Source organism: Streptomyces sp. NPDC005303 (assembly GCF_040607335.1).
Taxonomy (GTDB): Bacteria; Actinomycetota; Actinomycetes; order Streptomycetales; family Streptomycetaceae; genus Streptomyces.
Map to the genome: position 1 here is coordinate 60,529 of NZ_JBEXGM010000029.1, position 26,885 is coordinate 87,413.

Consider the following 26,885-nt stretch of genomic DNA (forward strand, 5'->3'; position numbering starts at 1 on the left):
AATGACACGGTGGAGATCGAGCTGCGGATCAACGGGTCCGCCCGAAGACTGGACGTCGCGCCGCAGGTGAGCCTGCTCGATGCGCTGCGGGAGTATCTGGGTCTGACCGGTACCAAGAAGGGCTGCGACCAAGGCGCGTGCGGTGCCTGCACGGTGCTGGTCGACGGCCGGCGGATCAACGCCTGCCTCGCGCTGGCGGTGCAGTACCAGGGCCGTGAAATCACGACCATCGAAGGGGTCGACCACCCGCTGCAGGCGGCGTTCGTCCGCACGGACGGTTTTCAGTGCGGCTACTGCACGCCGGGGCAGATCTGTTCGGCGATCGGCATGCTCGCCGAGTACAAGGACGGCGCGCCCAGCGCGGCGACCGAGCATCTCGCCGACCGTGGCGGGGAGCTGGACGACGCGGAGATCCGGGAACGGATGAGCGGCAACCTGTGCCGCTGCGGCGCCTACAACGGCATCGTCTCGGCGATCAAGGAGGTCGCGAAGTGAAGTCGTTCTCCTACCTCAGCGCCCCGGACACGGCCACGGCGCTGCGCACGATCGCGGACCACGAGGACGTGAAGTTCCTGGCGGGCGGGACGAACCTCGTCGACCTCATGCGCGAGGGCATCGAGCATCCGGCGACGGTCGTGGACATCACCCGCCTGCCGCTGACCGGGATCGAGGAACTCCCCGACGGCAGCCTGCGTGTCGGGGCGCTGGTGAGCAACAGCCAGCTCGCGGCCGACCCCCTGGTCAGGACCCGCTATCCGGTGCTGGCGCAGGCGGTCCTGCTGGGGGCGTCCGCCCAGTTGCGGAACATGGCGACGGTGGGCGGGAACCTGCTGCAGCGCACCCGCTGCATGTACTTCTACGACGAGACCTCGGCGTGCAACAAACGCGCGCCCGGCAGTGGTTGTGACGCGATCGGCGGATTCTCCCGGGGCAGTGCGGTGCTGGGAGCGAGCGAGCACTGCAACGCGACGCATCCCTCGGACATGGCGGTGGCGCTGGTGCTGCTCGACGCGGTCGTCGAGGTGGAGAGTGTGCGCGGCGTGCGGCGTATCCCGGTCGCCGACTTCCACACGCTGCCCGGCGACACGCCGCACATCGAGACGGTGCTGGCCGCCGACGAGCTGATCACGGCCGTCGAGCTGCCGCCGGTTCCGGTGGCGGCGAACTCGCGCTACCGCAAGGTCCGCGACCGCGCGTCCTACGCCTTCGCCCTGGTCTCCGTCGCCGCCGCGCTGGCCGTCGAGGACGGCCGGGTCGCCGAGGTCCGCCTCGCACTCGGAGGCGTCGGCACCAAACCGTGGCGTGCCACCCAAGCCGAACGCGCGCTCCTCGGCCGGCCGGCGACCGAGGAAGCCTTCCGTCAGGCGGCGGAAGCCGAACTCGCCGCCGCAGTGGGCGGGCCGCAGAACGCCTTCAAGATCGAGCTCGCGCAGCGCACGATCGTGGCCACCCTGCGGCAGCTGCTGACCGACGGGAGCGCGGCCTGATGTCGAGGTCAAAGGCAACCGGTTCACGCCCGGTCAGTGTGACAACCATCCCTGCCCGGCCCGCGCGGCCTCCGCGTGATGTGCGCCCGGGCCGTACTGAGGAAGGCAGGGCGGCATGACGACGATCGGACAACCGCTCGACCGTGTCGACGGCGGGGTCAAGACGACGGGTGCGGCGAAGTTCGCCGCCGAGCATTCCTATCCCGGCCTCACGCACGCCGTACTCGTGCACGCCACCATCAGCCGCGGCCGGGTCACCGCCCTGCACACCGACGAGGCGAGCGCGGTGCCGGGCGTGATCGCCGTCCTCACCCACCTCAACGCGCCTCCCATGAAACCGGCGCACAAGCCCGGAACATTCAACTTCGCCGGTTTGTTCTCCGGGAGTTCGGTGAACTACTTGCAGAGCGACGAGGTGCACTGGGAGGGGCAGCCGATCGCGGTGGTCGTCGCGGAGACCTCCGCCGCCGCCCGGGAGGCAGCCGCGCTGGTGCGCGCCGAGTACACCGTCACCAAGTCCTCGGTGGACTTCGAGGGGGCCGAACAAGACGCACAGCCGCAGCCGAACGACTCGTTCTTCCCCCGGGGAGCAACCAGGGGTGATGCGGAGGCGGCGCTGGCTACCGCGCAGGTGTCGCTGGACCTGCGGTACACCACCCCACCGCACAGCCAAAACGCGCTGGAGCTGCACGCCACCACCGCCGTCTGGGACGGCGACCGGCTGACCGTTCACGACGCGACGCAGTCGATCGACTGGCTCCGCACCCACCTCGCGCTGCGGTTCTCCGTGCCCAGGGCGAACGTACGGGTGCTGGCGCCTTTCGTCGGCGGCGCTTTCGGCGGCAAGGTCTCGATGTGGCCCGGCACCATTCTCGCGGTGCTGGCGGCCCGGGCGACCAAGAGGCCGGTGCGGCTGGTGCTGTCGCGGGAGGCGGTCTACCGCACGGTGGGCGGACGCACCCCGTCCATCCAGCGGGTCGCGCTGGGAGCGGACCGTGACTGCAGGCTGACCTCGCTGCTGCATACCAGCGTCACCCGCGCCAGCGAGATCGGCGGTACTTTCGAGCAGGTCACCTCTGCGTCCCAGCATCTGTACGCGGCCGAGAACATCCTCGCGCGGCATGACCGTGTCCAGCTCGACCTGCTGCCCAGCACCTTCATGCGGGCGCCGGGCGAGGCGATCGGCACCTTCGCGCTGGAGTCCGCGATCGACGAACTGGCCTATGAGCTGGGTATGGACCCGATCGAGCTGCGCCTGGGCAATGACACCGCGGTCGACCCGATCGACGGCAAGAAGAAGTTCTCCCACCGCAAGCTGCCAGAGCTGTACGCGCTGGGCGCGGAGCGGTTCGGCTGGCATGAGCGCAACCCCGAACCTCGTTCGACGCGCGAGGGGCGGTGGCTGGTCGGGACGGGCGTGGCCACGGCGTTCCACCCGGCGTTGATGATGCCGGTCAACGTCATGGTCCGTCTGTCGGCCGACGGAAGCGTCCTGGTGCGCTGCGCCTTCCACGAGATGGGCATGGGCGCGGCCACGGCCCAGGCCCAGATCACGGCCGACGCACTGGGTGTGCCGTTCGACGCCGTGCGTGTGGAGTACGGCGATTCCGATCTGCCGATGGGGCCGGCCGCCGCTTCCTCTGTCCAGACCGCGAGCACCGCCGCCAGTGTGATGCAGGCGTGCGAGGAGCTGAAGCAGACGCTGAAGTCCATGGCCCGCAAGACCGGCGGCGACAGCCACGAGGAGATTCTCCGGCGCGCGAAGGTGCCGCACGTCGAAGCCAAGATCGGATCCGAGACGCGGCTCGGCCGCATCGCCGGACGGGCACGGTTCCTCCCGGGATTCCTGCTCGGGGCCCAACGGTTGATCAAGGCTGCCTCCGGTGTGCAGTTCTGCGAGGTGCGCGTGGATGCGGAGACCGGTGAGACGCGGGTGTCGCGCTGGGTCGGGGTGTTCGACATCGGCAGGGTGATCAATGCGAAGACGGCGGCCAGCCAGGTGCGCGGCGGCATCGTGATGGGCCTGGGCCTGGCGATGGCCGAGGAGACCCTCTTCGACCCGCGCACCGGACGGATCATGAACCCCAGCCTGGCCGAATACCACGTCCCCGTGCACGCGGATGTCCCGCCGATCGACGTGTCCTTCCTCGACCACCCGGATCCGAACACGCCCCTCGGCATCCTCGGCGCGGGCGAGGTGGGCATCGTGGGTGTCGGTGCGGCCGTGGCGAACGCCGTGTACCACGCGACCGGCAAGCGGGTGCGGGACCTGCCGATCACGCTGGACAAACTGCTCTGAAGCGCCGGCGGTCAAAAGCCCTCGTCGCGCCGTGCCCGTTCGGGCGCCTGCGGCGCGACGAGGGACTGAGCCGCCTCCCGGCAGATCCGCACCATCCGACCACTACAGGAAAGAAACGCCATGCTGGACATCGCGGACGAGCTGAACCGGTGGATCGAGGAAGGACGCGACTTCGCCGTCGCCACAGTCGTGGCCGTCAGCGGCAGCGCACCGCGAGGGCCGGGCGCCGCGCTCGCCGTAGACGCCCACGGCACCGCCATCGGCTCGGTCTCCGGCGGCTGCGTGGAGGGCGCGGTCTACGACCTGTGTACCCAGGCGCTCAAGGAAGGCCAGGCGGTGCGCGAGCGGTTCGGCTACAGCGACGAGGACGCCTTCGCCGTAGGACTGACCTGCGGCGGCGTCCTCGACATTCTGGTCACACCCATACCCGCCGACGCGCCCGGCAGGAAGACATTCCAGACGGCGCTGTCGGCCGCCGCCCGGGGCGAGGCGACGGCACTCGCCCGCGTGGTCCGAGGCCCGGCAGAACTCCTCGGCCGGGCGCTGGCGGTCCGTCCCGACGGATCCTACGAAGGCGGACTCGGCGGACGCCCGGACCTGGACCGCGCCATCGTCGAGGAAACCCGCTCCCTGCTGCACGCGGGCCGCACCGGCACCTTCGACATCGCGCAGGACGGGTCCCACTGCGAGCCGGACCTGACCGTGCTCGTCGAGTCGAGCGTGCCGCCGCCCCGCATGCTCGTATTCGGCGCCATCGACTTCGCCGCGGCCCTGGTACGCGCGGGCAAGTTCCTCGGCTACCACGTCACCGTGTGCGACGCCCGACCCGTCTTCGCCACCCGGACGCGCTTTCCCGAGGCCGACGACATCGTGGTCGACTGGCCACACCGCTACCTGCGCCGTACCCGAACCGACGAGCGCACGATGGTGTGCGTGCTCACCCACGACGCCAGGTTCGACGTACCCCTGCTGGAGACGGCCCTGCGGCTGCCGGCCGCCTACATCGGCGCGATGGGCTCCCGCCGCACCCACGAAGACCGCGACCGCAGACTCCGCGAAATCGGCCTCACCGACGCCGAACTGACCCGCCTGCACTCACCCATCGGCCTCGACCTCGGCGCCCGCACACCCGAGGAGACCGCCCTGTCCATCGCCGCCGAGATCGTCGCCGCCCGCCACGGCGGAACAGGTCTCCCGCTGAGCGGTTCGCACATACCGATCCACCACGACCGAACCGACCTCCAGGTCAACGGGAACACCTCCCCCGCCCTGACGCCAGGGGTCGCATCTGCCGGTGCGCTGTCCGTCTGAGGGCCCTGTCGGAACATCCGCCAGGACTCTCGTTCGCACGGCCGATCTCAGAAGGTTGCGGTGTCGATCACGAACCGGCAGCGCACATCACTGGCGGCGACCCCCTCGTACGCCTCGTTGAGCCCCACATCGAACGAAGAGGCCCCGTGTCCACCCCATCAACGCCACTGCCGTCAACGGCACACTCAAAGCATCATGATCACGTCCTGGACACAGCTCCGCCGCAGCGCCCCGCCGACGGGCTGAAGGGTGTGCTGATGCCCGTTGTCGTCGTGCTAGTCATCGGCTCCATCTTCGTCAGCGTGTACCTCGCGGCTTTCCACGCACCCGAGCCGCACGACCTGCCGGTGGCCGTCGTCGGCACCGCACAGCAGACCCGGCAGACAGCCGACGGTCTGGAGCGCGGCATACCGGGCGGCTTCGAAGTGAAGCGGTATGCCGACGAGAGCACCGCCCGTCACGCCGTGCAGGACCGCACGGTGTACGCCGCATACGTGACAGGCACTGACGGCCCGGCCAAGCTGCTGTATGCCGGTGCCAACGGGCCGTCGGTCACCTCCACGGTCAGCAGTGCTTTCTCAGCGGTCGCCAGAACAAGCGGGCACACGCTCGCCGAGGAGGACGTCGTGCCCGCGGCGGACGGGGACACCCGCAGCATGTCGGTGTTCTACGCTGCCTTCGGCCTCGTCCTGGCCGGCTTCCTGTTCGGCATGATGACCTATCAGATGGCTCCCCGCCTGGAGTTCCGCCGGCGCATGACGAGCCTCGCCTCCTTCAGCGTGCTCGGGGGCGTGATCGTGGCCCTGCTGACGGGAAGTCTCGGCTTCGGTGCTCTGCCCGGTCCCTTCCTCGGGATTGCGGGCCTCGTCGCTCTGATGGGCGCCGCGGTCGGCAGTGCGACGATGGCGATCATGCGGCTGTTCGGCCGGGCCGGCTTGCCGTTGGCCTCCGTAATCCTGCTCACCCTGGGCAACAGCACGAGCGGCGGCACCCTGCCGGCCGCCTACCTGCCCGGCTGGCTGCGCCCGCTGTCGGAGATTCTTCCGGTGGGTGTCGGAGTGCGCGCCATCCAGGGCCTGTCCCACTTCGACAACGACGGCCTCGTGCAGGGCATCGCCATTCTGGCCGGGTGGACCGTGCTCTGCGCCGGTCTCGTCTTCTGGCGGGACGTCCCAGCGCGGCGTCCCACGACGACAGCCCGACAAGCCTGACGAACGGGGAATCGTACAGATCGACTGACACCAGTAGGGCTGGGGGGAGGGTGTGACCGCGGACGAGGTTGCTGTGGTGCGCGGCGAGTGGGAGACGTACACCCACCCCGAAACCACCCGGCCCCGACGCTCCCCACCGCCGGCGCATGACCTGGAATGAAGTCACCTGCCGCCAGCGAGGCGCGGCGCTTCAGAAGGCACGCCGCCGGAGTCCCCACGTCATCACAGCGGCCCGCATGACCGGTTGCCGACCCGCGCAGGGTGGTGGACGCCCTCGCCGAGCCCCCGCACACCGCCACGGAGCACTCCGAATTCCAGGCGCTCGACAGCGGCACCGCGTTCACCGAGCTCAGTTGCGGGGAAGGTCTTGTTCGGCCCAGGCGGCCATGGCGTCGAAGACGACCTGAAGTCGTGCGCCTGCCTCGGTGAGCTCGTACTCCACTCGGGGCGGGATCTCCGGGTAGGCGGTGCGGGTGACCAGCCCGGTGAGTACGAATCGCTGTAGCCGTGAGGACAGGGTCTTCGGGCTGATCCCCGGTAGCGCGACGCGCAACTCGGTGAAGCGTTTCGGGCCGGTCAGCAGTTCCCGCACGATCAGCGTCGCCCAAGTCCCGTCCAGCACCGTCAGTACGAACAACACCGCGAGCGAGATGGTGCGCTCGGCGACAAGCACCGCGTTGCGGGTGGCCGCGCGTGAGCTAGAGCTCTACGACACGGGCAACGTCGCCGGGGCGGACGAGGTGTTCGCCCCGAACGTGATCGACCACAACCCCGTCACCGAAGCCGTCTCGGGCATCGACGGCATGCGCGCGTCGATCGCCGCGGTGCGCGACGGATTCACCGGCACACAGCACCGGATCCTGTTCCAGGAGGAGCTTCCCGGGGGCTGGGTGGTCCTCCGCTGGCGGATGACCGCGACCCACACCGGAGACGCCTTCGGGTTCGCCGCCAGCGGCAACCCGGTCGACATCGACGGCCAGGACATCATGCGCATCGTCGACGGCAAGATCACCGAGATCTACCACGTCGAGGAACTGCTCAAGCTGACCCAGCAGATCAGTGCCGCCCCCGCTCAGCCGGCATGACGACAGAGGATCAGATGGACGCTCTCGCTAATCCCACACGAAAGGAGACAAGCCATGTCCGCAACCCCGACCGAGATCGCTGAGACGTTCATCGCGCACTGGAACGCCAACCGCGTCGAGGAGGCCCTGGCCATGCTCTCCGACGACGTGCTCTACGACAATGTGCCGTATCCGGACATCACAGGCCGCCACAACGTCCGGGGTTCCATCTCGATTTCGGGATGGGTACGGACTTCCGAGCGGACTGGAAGATCGTGAACATCGCGGCCGTCGGCAACGTCGTACTCAACGAGCGAGTCGATGACTTCCATCACTCCAGTGGCAGGGTGGTCTCGCTGCCGGTCATGGAAACGATCACTGTCGAGGACGGCATGATCACAGTCTGGCGCGACTACTTCGATCCGACCGAAATGAAGCGGCAGCTCGCCGAGATCAAGCGCTAGACATCCCTCGGTCGTCCGTCGGGCTACGACGCCCACCGCGCTCGCCCACCATCGAAGGGCCGGTCCCGTGACGCGGTCGGCACCGGCCACGATCGAACGGATCCACGCGCTGGGGGCGCACGAACGGGGTCATCAGCGGGCGGTCAGGGTCACCCCGCACCTCCAGGAGAACGACGCGGTCAGCGCCCGTGGTTGTGCATGACGTGCTTGGTTCGCGAGTAGTCGTCGAGCGCGTAGATCGACAGGTCCCGGCCGTAGCCGGATCCCTTGAACCCGCCCCAGGGGACTTCGCCGGCCAGCACGAGATGGGAGTTGACCCAGACGGTTCCGAAGTCGAGGCGGGCGGCGACGTCGTGACTGCGGCGGGCGTTCTCGGTCCACACCGAAGCCGACAGACCGAGGGGGACGTCGTTGGCCCGCCGTACCGCTTCGTCCTCGTCGCTGAAGGTCTCGACCGTGACCACGGGGCCGAAGATCTCCTCGCGGGCGGCTTCGGCCCCCTCGGGTACGTCGACCAGCACCGTCGGGGCCACGAAGTAACCGGGCCCGTCGAGGGCCCCGCCTCCCACAGCCACACGTAGGCCTTCGCTCTTGGCTCGCGCCAAGTACCCGGTGACACGCTCGAAGTGGGCCTTCGAGACCATGGGGCCGACCTCGACGTCGTCGCCGGCGCTCGGTTCACCGACGACCAGGGCTCCGACCTCGCCGACGAGCTGCTCGACGAACTGCTCGGCGACCGATTCGTGGACCAGGACGCGGCAGGCGGCCCCGCACTCCTGGCCGGAGTTCCAGAAGCTCGCGACACGCAGGGACGACGCGGCAGCCGCGAGATCGGCGTCCTGGAAGATCACGACCGGGGCCTTGCCGCCGAGTTCGAGGTGCACCCGCTTGAGGGAGTCGGCGGCGGCCCGGGCGACGGCTCGACCGCTGGGCACCGATCCGGTCAGGGCGATCATGTTCACGTCCGGGTGCTCGGCGAGCCGGGCACCGACCACCGGGCCGTACCCATTGACAACGTTGAGAACGCCGGGCGGCAGGAGATCGGCGACGAGTTCGGCGAACTTCAGGGTGGTCAGCGGAGTCTGCTCGGACGGCTTGAGGACCAGGGTGTTGCCGGCGGCGAGAATGGGTGCGATCTTCCAGGCCGCCATGAGGAGCGGGTAGTTCCACGGCGTGACCACGCCGATCACACCGAGCGGTTCCCGCAGGATGACCGACAGATGGTCCTCGGCGTAGTCACCGGCGGCCAGGGAGGTGGTCGCCCGCACCGCACCGGCCATGAAGCGGAAGGTGTCGACGGTCATGCCTATGTCGTCCCGCGACACCGCGAACGGCTTTCCGGTGTTCGCCGACTCCAGCCTGGCGAGCAGCTCGGCGTTCTCGGCCACCCGGTCGGCGATGGCGTGCAGCACCTCCGAGCGGGCCTTGGGGACCAGCCGTCCCCACTGGTCCTTGGCCTCAACGGCGGCGGCGACCGCTCGGTCGACGTCCTCGGCGGTGCCCTCGGGGACCTGGGCGATGACGTTCTCCGTGCTCGGGTCGACGACGTCGATGAGACGCTCGGGCGATCCGTCGAGGAACTTCCCGTCGACGAAATGCCGGGCCGGAGGAAGGTCGGCCGTGGTGATCAGAGGGGGTGCGTCCGCCGCGCGTCGAACGGTGGCGGTCGTGGGGCCGGTGGAAGTGGTCATGATCAGTGACTCCCTGAGAATGGTCGTGTGGAACAGCTGGATTGCGAACGGGCGGCGCCGGGCTGGGTGGGTCAGAGGCCGCGGCCGATGTCGTGTGCTTCGGCCCGCTGGTAGACGCTCCACGCGGCCGCCGCGTCCTGGACGCCGAGGCCGGCGCTGAGGTACGTCACCGCGTCGTCGTCGCTGTCACGGCCGCCGACGTCGCCGGTCAGGACATGGCCGCGTTCGACGACGACCGGCTCCGCCCTCTCGGCTCGCGCACTGGCGGCAAGCAGTGGCCCGCAGTTCTGCCGGGCGGTCGGTTCGTGATCGACCACGACGCGGTGACTGGCGTCGAGGACGTCGGAGCCGATCTCGCAGCGGTGCCGGTCGAAGGAACCGATCCTGACGACGGTGGTGCCGGGAGAGAGGGAGCGTGCGGAGAAGAGCGGTTCGGTGGCCAGGGTGGCGCAGACGACGACGTCCGCCGTGGCGATCGCCTCGTCGAGGGAGGGCACCGCCTCGACGTCGAATCCCCGCTCCCGGAGACGGTCGACCGACGCGTGGAGCGAGGAGGGACGCGGCGACCACATGCCGGTCCAGGCGTAGGGCCTGGTGGCTTGCAGGGCCACGACGTGCGCCTGCCCCTTGACGCCGGACCCCAGGACGAGAAGGCGGCCAGCCTCCTTCCTGGCGCCTCGACGGCGACCGCGCTCGCGGCGGCCGTGCGCAGTGTGGTGAGCGCGGTGCCGTCCATGAACGCCGGCGGGACGCCGGTGTGCGGGTCGAGCACGGCGACCACGGCATGGATGGTCGACCGACCCGCACCCGCGTTCCCGGGGGTGACGCTCCCGAACTTGCAGACGGGTCCGCTGGTGCCGTCGAGGCGGGAGGCGTAGCAGAAGACCGTGTCGGGATCACCGGCGTGGCCGCCCAGGATCTTCTCGGGCTGCCACGCCTCGCCTCGCGCAAGGGAGAGGAACGCCGCCCGCTGCGAGGCGATCGCGGTATCGATGTCGAACACGGAACGGACGTCCCGCTCGTCGAGGATTCTCACGGCAGCCGCACCCTTGGTCAGTGGGACTCAGACGGCTGAGAGAGCGTCTGGACGAGGGAGGAGATCGTGGCGGTGGTGGCGGCGTCGAGTCCGAGCACCGGCTCACGCGGGCCTCCGACCGGGAACCCGACCGCGTCCAGGGCGGCCTTGACCGCCGGGATGAAAGGGGCGGACATGATCGCGTCCATCAGCGGGTAGATCCGCGCCCACTCGGCCCGCGCGCGGTCGAGGTCGCCGGAGCGCAACGCCCGGTGGATGGAGACGAGTTCGGCCGGCATCACGTTCGCGGTCCCCGCCATGACGCCGGCCGCGCCCTCGGAGATCGCTGTGAGGAGGAGGCTGTCCCAGCCGACGAAGGTGGAGATGACGTCGCCATGGCGGTGGATCAGCTGCCCGGCCTGAGCCATGTCGGCGCTGGTGTCCTTGATGTATTGGATGTTCTCGACCTCACGGGCGAGCTGTCCGACGGTGTCCGGCGAGAGATTGACGCCGGTGGCCCCGGGCAGGTTGTAGAGCATGATCGGGATGTCGACCGCGTCGGCCACCGTGCGCAGGTAGCGCAGGGTCTCTTCGAGCGTGAGCGGCTCGTAGTACGGGGCGACCACCATCAGCACCGAAGCTCCGGCGGCCTCGGCATGGCGGGAGAGTTCGACCGCCTCCCTGGTGCTCAGCGCACCGGTCTGCGCGACGACCGGCACGCGTCCGGCCGTCTGGTCGATGACGGTCTCGACGAGGTGCCGCCGCTCCGCGCCACTCATGGCCGCGAACTCACCGGTGGATCCACAGGCGACGACTCCGTCGACTCCGCCGTCGATGCTGCGGTCGACCAGGCGGCGCAGCGTCTTCTCGTCGATCTCCCCGTCCGGCGCGAACGGTGTGGCGAGGGCGGTCAGGACACCGCTGAGCTGTGACGACATTGTGGAATCTCCTCGGGGGGAAGCTGCGCATGGTGAACAGGCGGGGGTGAACTTACGAAGCCATCGGGGTCAGGTCACGGCCTGCGGTCTGCCGTTCGGTGGCTAGCAGGCTGCGCGCTTCGTGCGCGGCGGACAGACCGCTCTGGATCGCGGTCTCGGTGTAGAGGGTGCCGAGGTAGTCACCGGCCAGGAGGACGCGGCCGGTGCGACGGGTCAGCGTCTGCTGCAGCTTGCCGCGGCCGGGGAAGCAGTACGGCGCACCGGTGGGCCAGCGCTGGATCTCCGCCTCGACGACCTTGTCGGCGAAGCCGGGCAGCACCTGGTCCAGGTCGTCCAGGTAGATCCGGCGGATCTTGTCGTCGTCGTGCTCCAGCAGTTCCCGGGCCAGGCTGCCCGGCGAGAAGGTCATGATGCTGCTGCCGGGGGTGCGTTCCCGCTCGTACCCGTGCACGACGTTCGACATGTTCAGCGCGACATTGAAGGAGCGTTTCGGCGTCGCGATGCCGTAGGCGTCGTCCCAGACCTGGCGTTCGGATTCGTCGCTGAGGAACGCCGCGCTCACGTAGGGGCCGTAGACGATCTTCGACAGGGTTTCGCGGACGGCGGGGTCGAGGTCGACGGCGATCCGGTGGGTGACGGTCGCCGGGGTGGCCAGGACCACGCAGCGGGCCTCGACCTCCTGCTCGACGCCGTCCTGCCGGTAACGGACGACGACCGAGCCGTTCTTCTGGACGATCTCTTCGACGCTCGCGTTCAGCCGCACCCGGTCACCCAGTGCCGCGGCGATGCTCTCGGTGAGGGTGGACGGCCCGCCGAGGATGCTCTGCGAGAGGCCGGCGCCGATGTTCCACACCAGGCTGAAGTAACCCACGCCCGCGCCGGCGGAGAGCTGGTCGATGTCGGCGGCGGAGCGGGTCACGGTGGGCTTGAACAGGGCCTCGGCGTCCTCGGGCAGGTCGCCGATGAAGTCCTTGAAGGAGCGGTCGTTCATGAAGTCGTAGACCCGCTGCTGGCGTTGGGCCTCGGTCTCGCCCTTGCGCAGCTGCACGATGCGGGCGTAGCGGGCCACGTGCAGGGCGACCTTGGCGCCCGCCTTGACCATGCCCACCCGTGCCGACATCGGCATCGGGATGCGGAACGGATAGCTCTCCACCCGGCCCTTGAGCAGCAGCTTGCCGTTCATCGACAGTCCGGCCAGCGAACCGGGCACCGGTACCGAGTCGACGCCGGTGTTGTTCAGCAGCCATGACGTCGCCGAGTCCCCGCCGGCGTACACATGTCCGCCCCAGTTGAGCCAGTACGGTCCGCGGCGCTCCGATCGGATACGTCCGCCGACCCGTCCCTCCGACTCGAGCAGGAGCGTGTCCCAGTGCCGCAGTCGCCAGCCCGCGGACAGGCCCGCGATGCCACCTCCCACGATCACTACATCTTTCATCGGTACCCTCCTGCGGGTTCACGGGTGAGGAATGCGTGCACGAAGGTCCTGGTCGTGCGGCCAGGGCCGTCGGACCTCCACCAGGTGGGGCCCGGTCGGCCGGTCAGATGTTCGCGGGGCGGACCGCGGGTCGGGTCCGGGGTGCCAGCGCGGCGGCCTCGTGGAGGGCCATGCCGCGGGTCTCGGGCGCCCACGCGACGGAGACGACGACGCCGACGGCGTTGATGGCGGCGGCCGCGAGCATGGTGCCGCCGACTCCCCAGCCGGTCAGGGCCATGGGGACGAGGTAGGTGCCGACGGCTGCGCCGATACGGCTGGCGGACGAGGCCAGGCCGACGGCGGAGCCACGTACCTCGGTGGGGAAGAGTTCGTTGGGGTAGACCCACTGCAGGATCTGGGTGCCGCCGATGATGATGGCGTACAGGGCGAACAAAGTCATGATCACGCCGGACGGCGCGTCCGGGAGGATCCCGAGGAGCAGCAGGGCCAGGCCCGACCAGACGAAGCTGTGGATGACCAGGGGGCGTCGGCCCAGGCGGTTCACACAGAACAGGGCGACGACACAGCCGATGAGGAACATCACGGTGATCATGGCCTCGCCGATGTTGGCGAGCCCGCCCTTGAGCCGGAGTGCGTCGAGGATCTTGGGGCCGAAGGCGTAGATGGCGAACAGCGGCACGATGGAACAGGTCCAGAAGACCGAGATGTAGAGCATCCGTCCGCCGTAGCCGGAGCGCAGTATCGCCCTGAGGTCGACGTTCTCGCGCTCTTCCGCCTCGTCCGACAGGTCGGCGATGGTCACGTCGGGGCCGTAGACCTTCTTCAGGACGACCTCGGCCTCTTCGGTGCGGCCCTTGTTGGCCAGCCAGCGCGGGGACTCGGGAGTGCCGTGGCGCAGGAGGACGATGATCGTCGCCGGCAGGGCGGCGCTGGCGAGCATCCACCGCCAGGCGTCGTCGCCGAGCGAGGACAGCATGATCTCGCCGACGATGTATGCCGCGGCCGCGCCGACGAACCACATGACGACCAGGCCGCCCAGCAGCGGACCGCGGAAGCGGCGCGGGGTGAACTCGGCCAGCAGCGAGGTGGCGATGGGGTAGTCCGCGCCGACCGCCACGCCGATCAGCAGCCGCAGCACGAACAGCCACACCGGATCGTCGGCCCAGAACTGCGCGAGGGAGCAGACGACGATGGCGATCAGGTCGATGGTGTAGAGGAGCTGGCGGCCGAAACGGTCGGTGAGCCGGCCGCCCACGAACGCGCCGAGGAAGATGCCGATGAGCGCGGACGCGCCGATGAGACCCTGCGCGGAGTCGGACAGGTGCTGCTGGTCGGAGATCTGCACCATGGCGACGCCGATGATGCTCAGGACGTAGCCGTCGAGGAACGGGCCCCCGGAGGAGTACAGCGCGAGCTTCTTGTGGAAGCGCGACAGGGGCGCGTCATCCAGTCGATTTCCTGAGTTCGGTCCTGAGTTCACGGTCATCACAGCCTCCGGGAGCGCTTCCCGGGCATGCCCTTACAGGGGCAGGTCCGGGCCACGTCGGTGTTGATGTCTTGAGGATTCGTGGCAGACGCCCGGCCCTGATGCCCCGGTGCAAGCCGGTCGACCGGGCGGGGGAAGTCGCCACGCGTGCCTGGGCAGCTCGCCTGGGTGGTGCCCGCCACCTTAGGATGTGATCACAGATCACACAATGGGTCGGAATGAAATTCAGATGGAGTCACCGAAGGCTGTTGACAGTCGCGCGGCGCCGCTGACGTGAGCATTCGCCCAACCTCTGCCACCGACCAGGCTGTTTATGATTCAGTCGTGCGTATGTCCAAACGTGTCGAGCCGTCGCTCTCTCTCACCGACCGGGTGTACGCGGTGCTGCACGAGGCGATCACCAGCGGCGAGTATCCGGCCGGCTACCGCCTGCGCATCCGTGATCTCGCTGCCGAGGTCGGAACCAGCGTGATGCCGGTACGCGAGGCCATCCGGCGCCTTGAGGAGGCCGGCTTCGCCGAACGCGTTCCGCACCGGGGCTCGGTGGTGAAGGGCCAGGACCCCACCGAACTGCTCCACATCTACGACACGCGCCAGATCCTGGAGGTCGAGGCAGCGCGCCGGGGCGCCGCGCAGATCGGCGAGGCCGAGGTCGGGCGCATGCGTGAGGAGTTCGAGCTGATGCGCCGCGCGATCGACGAGGGCGCCGTGGTCCCGTACCTCGACCACGACGAGGCTCTGCTCGCGATTCTCTACGAGGCATCCGGCAACCCCGTTCTGTTGAACACCATTCGCACCCTCTGGCAGCACTGCCGCGCCTACAAGATCGTCGGAGCCCGGGCGTCCCTCGACACACCCGGCGACGACTCGCTCTGGCGATACCAGGAGCAACTGCTCACGGCCGCCCACGCGCGTGACGCCGAGGCGGCGGCCACCATCAACAACGAGTCGCTGGCCAACGCCACCGACCGGATCAAGGCGCAGCTGGTTTCGCGGTAGACGCCTCACCGGACGGCACAACGCTCCGGTCCCCGAGTCACAGCCGAGGGACTTCGGCGCCGACGCGATCACCCGGCCCCGAGCGGCGCCATGCATGTGTGGCCCATTTTCAGCCCCACCGGTTACGGGCCGGTTGCCCATTTGCTACGAATTGCGCGACATGGACGGACCGTAAGTGATCGAGGCGGGCCGCCATGCGCCTGCCCGCCCGTTTCGGCGCCTTGATCGTCGCGATCGGCCCTCCGCTCGCTCCTGAAAATTCCTCACCGGCGAGATTTCCCAGGTCGGAGCAGGTTTCGCAGACAACGATGCAAAAAAGATCTGTGATCACATCTTGTCAGACCTCCATGAAGGTGCGAAGTTACCTGCCATCACCGCGCCCTACCTCATCCGAAACAGGGCCTATGTCGTGATTAATGCACCCGGGTATTTCAGCCACAGGGAGAGTCATGAAGCGTCTTCGCGATTCACGTCTGGTCCGCTTCGGGGCGATTTTCGGTTCCGTTGCCCTGGTCGGTTCGACGGCCGCGTGCGGTTCGTCCGCCGACGCGAGTTCGTCGACCGCCGCGTCGGGGGGCGGGACGAAGAAGGTCGACTCGATCGCCGCGATGGTCCCGAAGTCGATCGCCGACAAGGGGGCCTTGACGATCGCCGCCGCCACCTACCCGCCCGCGGTGATCGAGCCCGCCAACGGCGCGACGCCCACCGGCTGGGACGTCGAGAACGTGAACCGGATCGCCGCGGTCATGGGTCTGAAGGTCAAGGTCAAGATCGTCCCGTTCAACGGCATCATCGCCGGTCTGCAGGCGGGCCGTTATGACGGCGCGACCGGGGAGATCTACGCGACGGCCGAGCGCACGGAGACCGTCACGTTCGTGACCAACCACGAGTCGAGCGACGCCCTCATGGTGCCCGTCGGCAGCAAGATCAGCAGTGCCGCCAGTGAGACGGACCTCTGCGGCCACACGGTGGCCGCGCTGCTCGGTTCCGCCGAGGCGAAGTTGGCCTCAGGGCTGGTGAGCAAGTGCAAGGCCGCCGGCAAGGATCCGATCTCTGTCAAGACCTTCGACTCCCAGGCCAACGTCAACCTCGCTCTGCGCGGGGGCCGGGTCGAGGCGGCGGTGAGCAGCGCGAGCCAGATCGCCTATGTGATGAGCCAGGCCAAGAACCAGTTCTCGCTGATCGACCTGCCGTGGGCCCCGAAGTACAAGACCGGCCTGGTGCTGGGGCGCAACAGTGACACGGCGAAGTTCGCCAAGGCGATTCAGGCGGCCACGGACCACCTGATCGGGAACGGTGAGCTGCAGAAGATCCTCGACGAGTTCAACGCCGGAAAGGGCCTGATCACGAAGGCCGAGATCCTTCCGTCCGCCACCGGCTGATCGACGAGAGACCTCCGATGAAAGCAGCTACCGTCATGGACCCCACCCGTGTGGACCCGTCAGCCACCCCGCCCACGGAACTCGTGCCGATGCGGTACCCCGGACGGCGCCTCGCCGCCCTGCTCGTTCTCCTGGCCGCGGCGAGCCTGGGCTACTCCGTGCTCACCAACGACAACTTCGAATGGCCCGTCGTCCGGGAGTATCTGTTCAACCACGAGATCATGAAGGGTCTCGGCACCACACTGCTCCTCACCGCAGTGGCCATGACGCTGGGCATCATCCTCGGCATCGTCCTGGCCGCCTGCCGGATGTCGGAGAACCGGGTCCTCTCCTACCTGTCAGGCGCCTACCTGTGGTTCTTCCGGGGCACACCGCTCCTCGTCCAGCTGATCTTCTGGTTCAACCTCTCCGCCCTGTACCCCCGGTTGTCGCTCAGCGTGCCGTTCGGCGGTCCTGAGATCGCCGGCGCGGCCACCAACAGCGTGCTGAGTCTGTGGGCCGTCGCCATCATCGGCCTGACCCTCAACGAGTCGGCCTACATGGCCGAGATCGTCCGTGGCGGGCTGCTCTCGGTGCCCAGGCACCAGACGGAGGCGGCCGTCGCGCTCGGCATGAACCGGTGGCTGACCTTCCGCAGGGTGGTCCTGCCCCAGGCCCTGAGAGTCATCGTCCCGCCCACCGGCAATCAGGTCATCGGCATGCTGAAGCACACCTCGCTGGTGAGCATCATCGCTCTCGCCGACCTTCTGTACTCGGCGCAGCTGATCTACTCGCAGAACTTCCGCACGATCCCGCTGCTCGTCGTGATCTCTCTCTGGTACCTGCTGTGCACCACAGTCCTGTCCTACGCCCAGAGTCACATCGAGCGTCACTACGGGCGCGGCGTGCAGGTCGGCCCGCTCCGGCCGGGCGGCCTGGCGAAGCTCAGGTCGTTCGGCCCTCGGCTCTCGCAGCGGTCCCGGTCGAACGACAACCCGACTCCGGCGTGACGAAAGGACCGGTGAACACCTGATGAGCGCAACAACCCCCGCGCCCGGCAGTACCGACGCCTCGACGGCAGACCCCATCGTCCGGATCATCGACCTCCACAAGAGCTTCGGCCCGGTCGAGGTCCTCAAGGGCGTCGACCTGGAGGTGCGCCGTGGCCAGGTGGTCGTCATCCTCGGCCGATCCGGCTCGGGCAAGAGCACCATGCTGCGATGTGTCAACCACCTCGAACGCCCGTCGAGAGGCAGCGTCATCGTGGAGGGCGAGGTGATCGGCTACCGCCTCAAGGGCGGCAAGCTGCACGAACTGCCGCCGTCGGCCATCGCGAAGCAGCGCACCAGAACCGGCATGGTCTTCCAGTCCTACAACCTCTTCCCGCACATGACGGTCATGGAGAACCTCATCGAGGCGCCGCGCCGGGTCAAGGGCGTGGACAAGGCCGAGGCCGTGCGTGACGCGCTGCGGGCACTCGATGAGGTGGGCATGGCCCACAAGGCCGACGTCTACCCGAGCACCCTGTCCGGCGGCCAGCAGCAGCGCGTGGCGATCGCCCGGGCGCTGGTCATGAAGCCCGGCGTCATGCTGTTCGACGAGCCGACCTCGGCCCTGGACCCCGAGTTGGTCGGTGAGGTCCTGAGCGTCATGAAGCGGCTGGCGACCAGCGGTATGACGATGATCGTGGTCACCCATGAGATCGGCTTCGCTCGCGGTGTCGCCGACGAGGTGGTCTTCATGTCCGAGGGCCGACTGGTCGAGAAGGGCCCGCCGTCCCAGGTGATCGACGCACCCGTCCATGAGTCCACGCGCACCTTCATCAACAGCATCCTGTGACCTCGCGCCAGCCTGTTCCGTGGCCGGCCGGCGCCGTCGACGGTATGCGGCGCCACAGTCCTCGGCGGATGCGGAGACCGGGCGCCGCGCGGTGATCGCTGATGCTCAGATGGCGTCGCGGATGGCCTGTTCGAAGTCCTCGACGTGGCTGCGGGCGAGTCGTGCGGCCTTGCCGGCGTCACCGGTGACGATGGCGTCGATCAGGGGTCCGTGCTCCTCGACATGGCCGGCCATGTCGGCGAGCCGGTCGACGAAGAGACACCAGATGCGGGTGGCGAGGTTGTCGTGGCGGACGAGGGTGTCCTCCAGATACGGGTTGTGCGTGGCGGTGTAGATGGCGCGGTGGACCTGGAGGTCCAAGTGCATGAGCGCGGTGGAGTCCCGCCCGGGAGTCCCGGCGGTTTCGAGCTCCCGCCGCAGGGCCGTCAGCTTCGCCCGGTCGGTGGCCGTGGCGCGTCGCGCGGCCTGCGCCGCGGCCAGGGGTTCCAGTTCCTGGCGGACCTCGGAGATGTGGGCCAGGTCGGTGATGTTGACCTCGGTGGCGAACGTGCCGCGGCGGGGGTACGTCGAGATCAGCCGCTCGTACTGGAGCCGCTTGAGCGCCTCACGTACGGGTGTGCGTCCGACGCCGAGGGACTGTCCTAGCTGATCCTCGTTGATCGGCGCGCCGGGCCGGATCTCCAGCATGACCAGCCGGTCACGAATGGCCCGGTAGGCGCGCTCGGCGAGGGTCAGCTCCTCCTCGACGGGCTCGAGCGCCGTCTGCTGCATAAGTGCCCCCTTGACCTGTCCGGCAAGCTCCCATACCTTACCGCAGAGCTTGATATATCAGTTGCTCACTAGTCAGTTACCAGGACGGTGCACAGATGGCAACGCAAACGTCGCTCACCACGCCCCCCTCGCCGCTCTCCCTCCCCCTCCGCGAACTCGACCCGGACGTCGCCGACGCCGTGGCCGCCGAGCTGCGCCGCCAGCAGTCCACCCTCGAGATGATCGCCTCGGAGAACTTCGCGCTGGCCGCCGTGATGGAGGCCCAGGGCTCGGTCCTGACCAACAAGTACGCCGAGGGTTACCCGGGGCGCCGCTACTACGGCGGCTGCGAACACGTCGACGTCATCGAGCAGTTGGCCATCGCCCGGGTGAAGGAGCTCTTCGGTGCCGAGGCCGCCAACGTCCAGCCGCACTCGGGCGCCCAGGCCAACGCGGCAGCCATGTTCGCCCTGCTCAAGCCTGGTGACACGATCCTCGGCCTCGACCTGGCGCACGGCGGGCACCTGACCCACGGCATGCGCCTCAACTACTCGGGCAAGCTGTACGACGTCGTCCCGTACCACGTACGCGAGTCCGACCTGCGCGTCGACATGGACGAGGTCGAACAGCTCGCTCTCGCCCATCGGCCGAAGATGATCGTCGCGGGCTGGTCGGCCTACCCCAGGCAGCTGGACTTCGCCGAGTTCCGCCGGATCGCCGACGCGGTGGGCGCGTATCTGCTGGTGGACATGGCGCACTTCGCGGGGCTCGTGGCCGCGGGCATGCACCCGAGCCCGGTGCCTTACGCCGACGTCGTCACCACGACCACGCACAAGACCCTCGGCGGCCCGCGCGGCGGTGTCATCCTCAGCCGCGCCGACCTGGCCAAGAAGATCAACTCGGCGGTCTTCCCCGGCCAGCAGGGCGGCCCGTTGGAGCACGTGATCGCGGCGAAGGCGGTGGCCTTCAAGGTGGCGGCGGGCGAGGAGTTCAAGGAACGCCAGCGGCGCACGCTGCGGGGCGCCAAGATCCTCGCCGGCCGGCTGCTGGCCGACGACGTCGCCGAGACCGGGATCACCGTCCTCACCGGCGGCACCGAAGTCCACCTGGTCCTGGTCGACTTGAGGAACTCCGAGCTCGACGGGAAGCAGGCCGAGGACCGGCTGCACCGCGTCGGCATCACCGTCAACCGCAACGCCGTGCCCTTCGACCCCCGCCCGCCGATGGTCTCCTCGGGCCTGCGGATCGGAACCCCTGCCCTGGCCACCCGCGGCTTCGGCGCGACGGAGTTCCGCGAGGTCGCCGACATCATCGCCGAGACCCTGAAGGGCGAACGGCCCGACGACGAACTGCGCGCCCGGGTCGAGAAACTCGCCACCGCCTTCCCCCTCTACCCCCACCTCGACGGAGGCCCGGCATGACCGCGGAACCGCTGCCGGAGCACCCGGACTTCCTCTGGCGCAACCCCGACCCCAAGCGGTCGTACGACGTCGTCATCGTCGGCGCGGGCGGGCACGGGCTGGCCACCGCCTACTACCTCGCCAAGAACCACGGCATCACCAACGTGGCCGTCCTGGAGAAGGGCTGGCTCGCGGGCGGCAACATGGCCCGCAACACCACGATCATCCGCTCCAACTACCTGTGGGACGAGAGCGCGGCGATCTACGAGCACGCGTTGAAGCTGTGGGAGCGGCTCCCGGAGGAGCTGGACTACGACTTCCTGTTCAGCCAGCGCGGAGTCCTCAACCTCGCGCACACCCTCCAGGACGTCCGCGAGGGCGTACGCCGAGTCAACGCCAACCGGCTCAACGGGGTCGACGCCGAGTGGCTGGAGCCGGACGAGGTCGCCAAGGTCTGCCCCATCCTCAACGTCTCCTCCCGCACCCGGTACCCGGTGCTCGGCGCCACCTTCCAGCCCCGGGCCGGCATCGCCAAGCACGACCACGTGGCCTGGGCGCTGGCCCGCCGCGCGGACGAGCTGGGCGTGGACCTGATCCAGGGCTGCGAGGTCACCGGCTTCCTCAAGGACGGCGACCGGGTGGTGGGCGTCGACACCAACCGCGGCCGCATCCACGCCGGCCGGGTCGGTCTCGCGGCCGCCGGACACAGCAGCGTGCTGGCCGAGCGGGCGGGCGTACGGCTGCCGGTGCAGTCCCACCCCCTGCAGGCCCTGGTCTCCGAACTGCATGAGCCGGTGCACCCGACCGTCGTCATGTCGAACCATGTGCACGTCTACGTCTCCCAGGCCCACAAGGGCGAGCTGGTGATGGGCGCGGGCGTCGACTCGTACAACGGCTACGGCCAGCGCGGCTCGTTCCATGTGATCGAGCAGCAGATGGCCGCCGCAGTCGAGCTGTTCCCGGTCTTCGCGCGGGCACATGTGCTGCGCACCTGGGGCGGCATCGTCGACGTCACCCCGGACGCCTCGCCGATCATCGGCAGCACGCCCGTCGAGAACCTCTACGTCAACTGCGGCTGGGGAACCGGCGGTTTCAAGGCCACCCCGGCGGCCGGATGGACCTTCGCGCACACCATCGCCACAGGCGAACCGCATCCCCTGAACGCCCCCTTCGCCCTCGACCGCTTCACGACGGGCGCACTGATCGACGAACACGGCGCAGCAGCCGTGGCCCACTGAAGCACTGAGGCTTTGAGGAGAACGCCATGCTGCTGATCACCTGCCCATGGTGCGGCCCGCGCAACGAGACCGAGTACCACTACGGCGGACAGGCCCATGTCCCCTACGCCGACTCCCCCGCCGACCTCACCGACGAGCAGTGGGCCGAGTTCGTCTTCTACCGCGACAACCCCAAGGGCCCCTTCGCGGAACGGTGGATGCACAGCATCGGCTGCCGCCGCTGGTTCAACGTCCTGCGCGACACCGCCACCCACGAGGTGCTGACCTCGTACCGGCCCGACGAGCCACGCCCCGAGATGCCCCAGGCCGGAGGGAACCGATGACCGACCAGCATTTCCGGCTGCCGCGAGGCGGCCGAGTCGACCGCGACACCCTGCTGCGATTCACCGTCGACGGACGGGAGCTGACCGGCCACCCCGGCGACACCCTCGCCTCCGCGATGCTGGCGCACGGACTCGTCGAGGTCGCCCCCTCGCTCTACCGCGGCCGCCCGCGCGGCATCGTCTCCGCAGGCGTCGAGGAGCCCAACGCCCTGGTGCAGCTGGGCGGTTCGTACTCGGAGGGCATGCTCCCGGCCACCACCGTCGAACTGTACGAGGGCCTGTCCGCCACCACGCTGTCGGGGATGGGCCGGCTCGACCCCACCCCCGACCCCGCCGTCTACGACAAGAAGTACGTCCACACCGACGTCCTGGTTGTCGGCGCCGGCCCGGCCGGCCTCGCGGCGGCCGCCACCGCCGCCGCCTCCGGGGCCCGCGTGATCCTCGTCGACGAGCGGCCCGAGTCAGGCGAATGGGAGCGGGCCGCCGAGCTGCGTGCGATGCTCGATGCCGCGCCCGAGACGGTCGTACTGCATCGGACCACGGCCTTCGGGTCGTACGACGACAACTACGTGCTGGCGCTCGAGCGGCGCACCGACCACCTCGGCGCGGACGCTCCCGCAGACGTCTCGCGGCAGCGGCTGTGGCACATCCGGGCCCGCCAGGTGATCCTGGCGACGGGCGCGCACGAGCGTCCGCTGGTCTTCGCGGGCAACGACCGGCCCGGCGTGATGCTCGCCGGGGCCGTACGCACGTACCTCAACCGGTATGCCGTGGCACCGGGTTCGCGAGCCGTGGTGAGCACGACCAACGACAGCGCCTACGACACGGTCGCCGACCTGTGTGCCGCCGGGATCCCCGTTGAGGTCGTCGTGGACGCGCGCCCTGAACTGTCCGAGCGGGCCGCAGAGGTGGCCGCGGCGACCGGGGTGCGGGTGCTGACCGGCAGTGCGGTGGTCGACACCGCCGGCGGCCACAGGATCACCGGCGTCACCGTGCAAACCCTCGACACCGACGGGCAACTCACCGGTGAACCCGAGTCGTTCGCCTGCGATCTGCTCGCCGTGTCGGGCGGCTGGAGCCCGGTGGTGCATCTGCACAGCCAGCGTCAGGGCAAGCTGCGCTGGGACTCCGGGCTCGCCGCGTTCGTTCCGGACGGGGCCGTACGGGACCAGCAGGTCGTGGGGGCGGCCCAGGGGACGTACGACCTCGACGGCTGTCTGGCCGAGGGGGCGCGGGCCGGTGCGGTGGCGGCGACAGTGGCGGGGTTCCCGGTGCCCGTACCGTCCGCCGTCGGTGTGCCGTCCGCTCCCGGCCCGACGCGCGCGCTGTGGCTGGTGCCCTCCCCCGAGGGTGAACCGGGCACCTGGGACAGCCACTTCGTCGATCTCCAGCGTGATGTCACCGTCGCCGACGTCTGGCGCTCCACCGGCGCCGGGATGCGCGGCGTCGAGCACGTCAAGCGGTACACCTCGCTCGGCACGGCCAACGACCAGGGCAAGACGTCCGGCGTCAACGCGATCGGGGTGATCGCCGAGGCCCTCGGCGGCTCGCTGGGCGAGATCGGCACCACGGCCTACCGGGCGCCGTACACGCCGATCGCCTTCGCCGCCCTGGCGGGCCGCGAGCGCGGCGAGCTGTTCGACCCGGAGCGCACGACCTCGATCCACAGTTGGCATGTGGCGCACGGCGCGGAGTTCGAGGACGTCGGGCAGTGGAAGCGCCCCCGGTACTACCCGCAGGCCGGTGAGGACATGGACGCGGCCGTGGCACGCGAGTGCCGGGCGGCCCGGGAGGAGGTGGCGTTCATGGACGCCTCCACCCTCGGCAAGATCGAGATCTGGGGTGCGGACGCCGGTGAGTTCCTCAACCGGATCTACACGAACGCCTTCAAGAAGCTGAAGCCCGGCACCGGGCGCTACGGCGTGATGTGCAAGCCCGACGGCATGATCTTCGACGACGGTGTGACCCTGCGCCTCGACGACAACCGCTACTTCATGACCACCACGACCGGCGGCGCCGCGAACGTCCTGGACTGGCTGGAGGAGTGGCTGCAGACGGAGTGGCCCGAACTCGACGTGCACTGCACCTCGGTGACCGAGCAGTGGGCGACGATCGCCGTCGTCGGTCCCCGGTCGCGCGCGGTCCTCGCCCATCTCGCCCCGGACCTCGATCTGTCGAACGAGGCCTTCCCGTTCATGGCCTTCCGCGAGACGACCCTGGCCTCCGGCGTCCCGGCCCGGATCTGCCGGATCTCCTTCTCCGGCGAACTCGCCTACGAGATCAACGTCTGCGCCTGGTACGGCCTTTCGGTCTGGGAGGAGGTGGACGCGGTCGGCCGGCCCTACGGCATCACCCCGTACGGCACCGAGACCATGCATGTCCTGCGGGCCGAGAAGGGGTACATCATCGTCGGCCAGGACACCGACGGGACGGTCACCCCGCAGGACGCGGGTATGAGCTGGGTGGTCTCGAAGCAGAAGGACTTCATCGGCAAACGGTCCTTCGCCCGCGCCGACACCTCCCGCGCCGACCGCAAGCAACTCGTCGGCCTGCTCCCGGCCGACCGCACGACCCGGCTGCCCGAGGGCACCCAACTCGTCGCGCCGGACGTCGACTTGGGGACGGTGCCGGTGCCGATGCTCGGCCACGTCACCTCCAGCTACCACAGCCCGGCCCTCGGCCGCCCCTTCGCCCTCGCGCTCGTCGCCGACGGACAGGCGAGGAAGGGCCAGACCCTGCTCGCCCCGGTGGGCGAGGCGCTTGTGCCGGTCGAGGTGACCGACTTCGTCCTCTACGACCCCGAAGGGACCCGGCGAGATGGCTGAGCCGACGATCGACGCACGGGTGAGCCCGTTGGCGCCCCTGGAAGAGCGGATGCGGACCGCCGCCGTCACCGGCGCCCGCGGCGTCACGCTGACCGAGTGGCCGTTCCTCACCATGGTGAACCTGCGCGTCGCCCCCGCTTCCGAAGCGGCCGGCCGTATCGAGAACACCCTGGGCGCGGCACTGCCCCGCGAGTGCGGTCACACCACCACATCCGGCCCCCACACGGTCCTGTGGCTCGGCCCCGACGAATGGCTCGTCGTGTCCCAGGCCGAAGTGGCCGCCGTGACGGCCGAGTTGCGGGAGGCACTCGGGGCGGACCCGGGCTCGGTCGTGGACGTCTCGGCGAACCGCACCACGCTGGAGCTGAGCGGCCCGGCCGCCCGCGAAGTCCTCGAGAAGGGCTGCCCGCTGGACCTGCATCCCCGCGCCTTCGCAGCCGGCCAGGCCGTGTCGACCACGGTGGGCCCCATCGCCGTGCTGCTCTGGCAGGTCGACGACACGCCCACGTACCGGCTGTTCCCCCGGTCCTCGTTCGCCGACTACCTGGCCCGCTGGCTCATCGACGCGATGAGCGAGTACCGCGGCCCCGAGATCCCCTGACGGCGCTCAGCGACTTCGACCTGTACCCGGTCGGCATCGGCCCCTCCTCCTCCCACACGGTGGGGCCGATGCGGGCGGCCCGGCGCTTCGTCCGGCGTCTGGACGGCGAGGGCCTGCTGCCCTCCGTCAGCCGGGTGCGGGCCGAACTGTTCGGGTCACTCGGCGCGACCGGTGCACGGCCATGGCTCGGACAAGGCAGTCGTGCTCGGACTGGAGGACGAGGATCCCGCCACCGTGGACACCGACCGGGCCGATGACCGGGTCGCGGAGGTGCGGAGGTGCGGAACAGCAAGACCCTGCTCCTGGCCGGCAAGCACCGGATCGGCTTCGAGGTCGACCACAGCCACACCCCGACGACCTGGCCGCCGTCGGCCGCGCCGCGCAGTCGGCAGCCCTGGCCCGACCGGTCCGATGGCACTGCGAAGGCCGGGTGTGCGTCCAGGGCCGGCGCACGGCGGTTCTCCGCTGACGGTCGGACGCCTCCCTCAGGTCGCGCGCGTTGTCGGCGCCCGCCCGGCGCAACGCCGACATCGGCCGTCGCGGAGCGGCAGAGCGGCGGCAGCGGCTCGAGTACCCCTGTGATGGCTCCGCGGGCGCCCGTGAACCCTGCGAAGGGGCCTGTCGGGCAGCGGGGGCCGCGCACGTCCGGGGCGCGATGAGGACCCCTCGCGTCATTCGCCTCGTCGCCTCGTTGGTCGCGGCCGTCGGCCCGATCCACCGGACCAGGCGACGCCATAGCCGCCAGCGGCTCATACGGCGAGATCGCGGAAGTACAGCAGCTGGTGAAGATCGGGGAGGACGGGTTGCCTATGTGTTCGCTTCGGTGTCGGGCAGATCAGCGGCGGCCGGGCGGAGGATATGTGCGGGGTCCGGCGACGGCGCGGATCGGTTCCGTCACCGCCACGGCCCGGGCGCCCTCGGCGCCCGGCAGCAGGAGGACTCGAGCCACCGGAGCCGACCGGCATGGCCGAGTCTGTGCTCAGTCGGCCGGGGTCACCCCGCCCGCCACGAGGTCGGGGGCGATGTCCTCCTGGCCGCCGACCAGACCACGCCGGCCGACCTCCAGCAGCAGCGGGCGGGCGTCGACGCCGTAGCGCCGGGCAGCGATCTCGGCGTGCGCAGGAAGGAGGAGCCCGAACAGCCGTCTT

The 26,885-nt window shown here is 69.5% G+C and carries 24 protein-coding genes and 3 pseudogenes; 18 read left to right on the plus strand and 9 right to left on the minus strand.

Features of this window, described 5'->3' with window-relative positions; all coding sequences use genetic code 11:
- The first annotated feature begins 9 nt into the window (after positions 1 to 9).
- The 5 genes from ABZT93_RS31195 to ABZT93_RS31215 all read left to right on the plus strand — a co-directional run bounded on the left by ABZT93_RS31195 (position 10) and on the right by ABZT93_RS31215 (position 6,308).
- Positions 10 to 495, plus strand: a complete 486-nt coding sequence (locus ABZT93_RS31195) for a 2Fe-2S iron-sulfur cluster-binding protein (protein ID WP_356110988.1) — start codon at positions 10 to 12, stop codon at positions 493 to 495.
- The gene (locus ABZT93_RS31200) at positions 492 to 1,487 is read left to right on the plus strand and encodes a xanthine dehydrogenase family protein subunit M (protein ID WP_356110990.1); all 996 of its coding nucleotides are present in this window, start codon (positions 492 to 494) and stop codon (positions 1,485 to 1,487) included. Before ABZT93_RS31195 ends, ABZT93_RS31200 begins: the two co-directional genes overlap by 4 nt.
- A 115-nt stretch (positions 1,488 to 1,602) precedes the next feature.
- The gene (locus ABZT93_RS31205) at positions 1,603 to 3,786 is read left to right on the plus strand and encodes a xanthine dehydrogenase family protein molybdopterin-binding subunit (protein ID WP_356110991.1); all 2,184 of its coding nucleotides are present in this window, start codon (positions 1,603 to 1,605) and stop codon (positions 3,784 to 3,786) included.
- Positions 3,787 to 3,906: 120 nt separating this feature from the next.
- Positions 3,907 to 5,097, plus strand: coding sequence for an XdhC/CoxI family protein (locus ABZT93_RS31210; RefSeq protein ID WP_356110993.1), 1,191 nt, complete (start codon positions 3,907 to 3,909; stop codon positions 5,095 to 5,097).
- A gap of 257 nt (positions 5,098 to 5,354) precedes the next feature.
- The gene (locus ABZT93_RS31215) at positions 5,355 to 6,308 is read left to right on the plus strand and encodes an ABC transporter permease (RefSeq protein WP_356110995.1); all 954 of its coding nucleotides are present in this window, start codon (positions 5,355 to 5,357) and stop codon (positions 6,306 to 6,308) included.
- Positions 6,309 to 6,657: 349 nt separating this feature from the next.
- Here the strand turns inward: ABZT93_RS31215 and ABZT93_RS31220 are convergent, their stop codons facing one another.
- The gene (locus tag ABZT93_RS31220; RefSeq protein WP_356110996.1) at positions 6,658 to 6,981 is read right to left on the minus strand and encodes a winged helix-turn-helix transcriptional regulator; all 324 of its coding nucleotides are present in this window, start codon (positions 6,979 to 6,981) and stop codon (positions 6,658 to 6,660) included.
- Positions 6,982 to 6,991: 10 nt separating this feature from the next.
- Between ABZT93_RS31220 and ABZT93_RS31225 the strand changes: the two genes are divergently transcribed.
- The 3 genes from ABZT93_RS31225 to ABZT93_RS31235 are packed head-to-tail and all read left to right on the plus strand — an operon-like array spanning position 6,992 to position 7,836.
- Complete coding sequence (locus ABZT93_RS31225) at positions 6,992 to 7,393, plus strand: ester cyclase (RefSeq protein ID WP_356110998.1); 402 nt, start codon at positions 6,992 to 6,994, stop codon at positions 7,391 to 7,393.
- Between the two features lie 54 nt (positions 7,394 to 7,447).
- On the plus strand, positions 7,448 to 7,651 hold the full coding sequence (locus ABZT93_RS31230) for a hypothetical protein (RefSeq protein WP_356110999.1): 204 nt from the start codon (positions 7,448 to 7,450) through the stop codon (positions 7,649 to 7,651).
- The gene (locus ABZT93_RS31235) at positions 7,648 to 7,836 is read left to right on the plus strand and encodes a limonene-1,2-epoxide hydrolase family protein (protein WP_356111001.1); all 189 of its coding nucleotides are present in this window, start codon (positions 7,648 to 7,650) and stop codon (positions 7,834 to 7,836) included. The genes ABZT93_RS31230 and ABZT93_RS31235 overlap by 4 nt, the downstream gene beginning before the upstream one ends.
- 179 nt (positions 7,837 to 8,015) lie before the next feature.
- Here ABZT93_RS31235 and ABZT93_RS31240 read toward each other — a convergent pair whose 3' ends face one another.
- From ABZT93_RS31240 to ABZT93_RS31265, 6 genes and pseudogenes are all read right to left on the minus strand, one after another.
- Complete coding sequence (locus ABZT93_RS31240) at positions 8,016 to 9,527, minus strand: aminobutyraldehyde dehydrogenase (RefSeq protein WP_356111002.1); 1,512 nt, start codon at positions 9,525 to 9,527, stop codon at positions 8,016 to 8,018.
- 71 nt (positions 9,528 to 9,598) lie between these two features.
- Positions 9,599 to 10,369: a hypothetical protein gene (locus ABZT93_RS31245; protein WP_356111047.1), complete on the minus strand. Its 771-nt coding sequence runs from the start codon at positions 10,367 to 10,369 to the stop codon at positions 9,599 to 9,601.
- Positions 10,267 to 10,563, minus strand: a pseudogene (locus ABZT93_RS31250) (ornithine cyclodeaminase family protein); the annotation flags it as partial. The pseudogene ABZT93_RS31250 and the gene ABZT93_RS31245, both read right to left, overlap by 103 nt.
- A 17-nt stretch (positions 10,564 to 10,580) precedes the next feature.
- Positions 10,581 to 11,480, minus strand: a complete 900-nt coding sequence (gene dapA / locus ABZT93_RS31255; RefSeq protein ID WP_356111003.1) for a 4-hydroxy-tetrahydrodipicolinate synthase — start codon at positions 11,478 to 11,480, stop codon at positions 10,581 to 10,583.
- Between the two features lie 52 nt (positions 11,481 to 11,532).
- A complete protein-coding gene (locus ABZT93_RS31260; RefSeq protein ID WP_356111004.1) occupies positions 11,533 to 12,915 on the minus strand; it encodes an NAD(P)/FAD-dependent oxidoreductase in 1,383 nt (460 codons plus the stop codon).
- A 103-nt stretch (positions 12,916 to 13,018) separates the two neighbouring features.
- Entirely contained in the window at positions 13,019 to 14,401 is a 1,383-nt protein-coding gene (locus tag ABZT93_RS31265) for an MFS transporter (RefSeq protein ID WP_356111006.1), read from the minus strand.
- A gap of 330 nt (positions 14,402 to 14,731) precedes the next feature.
- Between ABZT93_RS31265 and ABZT93_RS31270 the strand changes: the two genes are divergently transcribed.
- From ABZT93_RS31270 to ABZT93_RS31285, 4 genes are all read left to right on the plus strand, one after another.
- On the plus strand, positions 14,732 to 15,400 hold the full coding sequence (locus ABZT93_RS31270; protein WP_356111049.1) for a GntR family transcriptional regulator: 669 nt from the start codon (positions 14,732 to 14,734) through the stop codon (positions 15,398 to 15,400).
- A gap of 449 nt (positions 15,401 to 15,849) precedes the next feature.
- Positions 15,850 to 16,782 carry a transporter substrate-binding domain-containing protein gene (locus ABZT93_RS31275; protein WP_356111008.1) on the plus strand — a complete coding sequence of 311 codons (933 nt, stop codon included), beginning with the start codon at positions 15,850 to 15,852 and terminating at the stop codon, positions 16,780 to 16,782.
- A 35-nt stretch (positions 16,783 to 16,817) separates the two neighbouring features.
- Positions 16,818 to 17,771 (plus strand): amino acid ABC transporter permease, encoded by a 954-nt coding sequence (locus tag ABZT93_RS31280; protein ID WP_356111010.1) that lies wholly within the window; start codon positions 16,818 to 16,820, stop codon positions 17,769 to 17,771.
- 22 nt (positions 17,772 to 17,793) lie between these two features.
- Positions 17,794 to 18,600 carry an amino acid ABC transporter ATP-binding protein gene (locus ABZT93_RS31285; protein ID WP_356111012.1) on the plus strand — a complete coding sequence of 269 codons (807 nt, stop codon included), beginning with the start codon at positions 17,794 to 17,796 and terminating at the stop codon, positions 18,598 to 18,600.
- Between the two features lie 105 nt (positions 18,601 to 18,705).
- On the opposite strand, the gene ABZT93_RS31290 is transcribed toward ABZT93_RS31285, so the two are convergent.
- Positions 18,706 to 19,371 (minus strand): GntR family transcriptional regulator, encoded by a 666-nt coding sequence (locus ABZT93_RS31290; protein WP_356111014.1) that lies wholly within the window; start codon positions 19,369 to 19,371, stop codon positions 18,706 to 18,708.
- Between the two features lie 95 nt (positions 19,372 to 19,466).
- Here ABZT93_RS31290 and glyA point away from each other — a divergent pair, with 95 nt between their 5' ends.
- The 6 genes and pseudogenes from glyA to ABZT93_RS31320 form a co-directional block, all read left to right on the plus strand.
- Positions 19,467 to 20,771, plus strand: a complete 1,305-nt coding sequence (gene glyA / locus ABZT93_RS31295) for a serine hydroxymethyltransferase (protein WP_356111015.1) — start codon at positions 19,467 to 19,469, stop codon at positions 20,769 to 20,771.
- Positions 20,768 to 21,988 (plus strand): sarcosine oxidase subunit beta family protein, encoded by a 1,221-nt coding sequence (locus tag ABZT93_RS31300; RefSeq protein WP_356111016.1) that lies wholly within the window; start codon positions 20,768 to 20,770, stop codon positions 21,986 to 21,988. The genes glyA and ABZT93_RS31300 overlap by 4 nt, the downstream gene beginning before the upstream one ends.
- Before the next feature lie 26 nt (positions 21,989 to 22,014).
- Positions 22,015 to 22,311 carry a sarcosine oxidase subunit delta gene (locus ABZT93_RS31305; protein ID WP_356111018.1) on the plus strand — a complete coding sequence of 99 codons (297 nt, stop codon included), beginning with the start codon at positions 22,015 to 22,017 and terminating at the stop codon, positions 22,309 to 22,311.
- A complete protein-coding gene (locus ABZT93_RS31310) occupies positions 22,308 to 25,136 on the plus strand; it encodes a sarcosine oxidase subunit alpha family protein (protein ID WP_356111020.1) in 2,829 nt (942 codons plus the stop codon). The genes ABZT93_RS31305 and ABZT93_RS31310 overlap by 4 nt, the downstream gene beginning before the upstream one ends.
- Entirely contained in the window at positions 25,129 to 25,737 is a 609-nt protein-coding gene (gene soxG / locus ABZT93_RS31315) for a sarcosine oxidase subunit gamma family protein (protein WP_356111021.1), read from the plus strand. The genes ABZT93_RS31310 and soxG overlap by 8 nt, the downstream gene beginning before the upstream one ends.
- Positions 25,734 to 25,986: pseudogene (locus ABZT93_RS31320) on the plus strand (serine dehydratase beta chain); the annotation flags it as partial. The gene soxG and the pseudogene ABZT93_RS31320, both read left to right, overlap by 4 nt.
- A gap of 730 nt (positions 25,987 to 26,716) precedes the next feature.
- Here the strand turns inward: ABZT93_RS31320 and ABZT93_RS31325 are convergent.
- Positions 26,717 to 26,868 (minus strand): annotated as a pseudogene (locus tag ABZT93_RS31325) (4-hydroxy-2-oxovalerate aldolase); the annotation flags it as partial.
- Positions 26,869 to 26,885: the final 17 nt, after the last annotated feature.

Excerpts from the sequence above, each read along its gene's own strand:
- ABZT93_RS31205 (WP_356110991.1), top strand. The coding sequence starts at position 1,603 with ATGACGACGATCGGACAACCGCTCGACCGTGTCGACGGCGGGGTCAAG.
- ABZT93_RS31210 (WP_356110993.1), top strand. The coding sequence starts at position 3,907 with ATGCTGGACATCGCGGACGAGCTGAACCGGTGGATCGAGGAAGGACGC.
- ABZT93_RS31215 (WP_356110995.1), top strand. The coding sequence starts at position 5,355 with ATGCCCGTTGTCGTCGTGCTAGTCATCGGCTCCATCTTCGTCAGCGTG.
- ABZT93_RS31230 (WP_356110999.1), top strand. The coding sequence starts at position 7,448 with ATGTCCGCAACCCCGACCGAGATCGCTGAGACGTTCATCGCGCACTGG.
- ABZT93_RS31240 (WP_356111002.1), bottom strand. The coding sequence starts at position 9,527 with ATGACCACTTCCACCGGCCCCACGACCGCCACCGTTCGACGCGCGGCG.
- dapA (WP_356111003.1), bottom strand. The coding sequence starts at position 11,480 with ATGTCGTCACAGCTCAGCGGTGTCCTGACCGCCCTCGCCACACCGTTC.
- ABZT93_RS31260 (WP_356111004.1), bottom strand. The coding sequence starts at position 12,915 with ATGAAAGATGTAGTGATCGTGGGAGGTGGCATCGCGGGCCTGTCCGCG.
- ABZT93_RS31265 (WP_356111006.1), bottom strand. The coding sequence starts at position 14,401 with ATGACCGTGAACTCAGGACCGAACTCAGGAAATCGACTGGATGACGCG.
- ABZT93_RS31270 (WP_356111049.1), top strand. The coding sequence starts at position 14,732 with ATGTCCAAACGTGTCGAGCCGTCGCTCTCTCTCACCGACCGGGTGTAC.
- ABZT93_RS31275 (WP_356111008.1), top strand. The coding sequence starts at position 15,850 with ATGAAGCGTCTTCGCGATTCACGTCTGGTCCGCTTCGGGGCGATTTTC.
- ABZT93_RS31280 (WP_356111010.1), top strand. The coding sequence starts at position 16,818 with ATGGACCCCACCCGTGTGGACCCGTCAGCCACCCCGCCCACGGAACTC.
- ABZT93_RS31285 (WP_356111012.1), top strand. The coding sequence starts at position 17,794 with ATGAGCGCAACAACCCCCGCGCCCGGCAGTACCGACGCCTCGACGGCA.
- ABZT93_RS31290 (WP_356111014.1), bottom strand. The coding sequence starts at position 19,371 with ATGCAGCAGACGGCGCTCGAGCCCGTCGAGGAGGAGCTGACCCTCGCC.
- glyA (WP_356111015.1), top strand. The coding sequence starts at position 19,467 with ATGGCAACGCAAACGTCGCTCACCACGCCCCCCTCGCCGCTCTCCCTC.
- ABZT93_RS31300 (WP_356111016.1), top strand. The coding sequence starts at position 20,768 with ATGACCGCGGAACCGCTGCCGGAGCACCCGGACTTCCTCTGGCGCAAC.
- ABZT93_RS31305 (WP_356111018.1), top strand. The coding sequence starts at position 22,015 with ATGCTGCTGATCACCTGCCCATGGTGCGGCCCGCGCAACGAGACCGAG.
- ABZT93_RS31310 (WP_356111020.1), top strand. The coding sequence starts at position 22,308 with ATGACCGACCAGCATTTCCGGCTGCCGCGAGGCGGCCGAGTCGACCGC.
- soxG (WP_356111021.1), top strand. The coding sequence starts at position 25,129 with ATGGCTGAGCCGACGATCGACGCACGGGTGAGCCCGTTGGCGCCCCTG.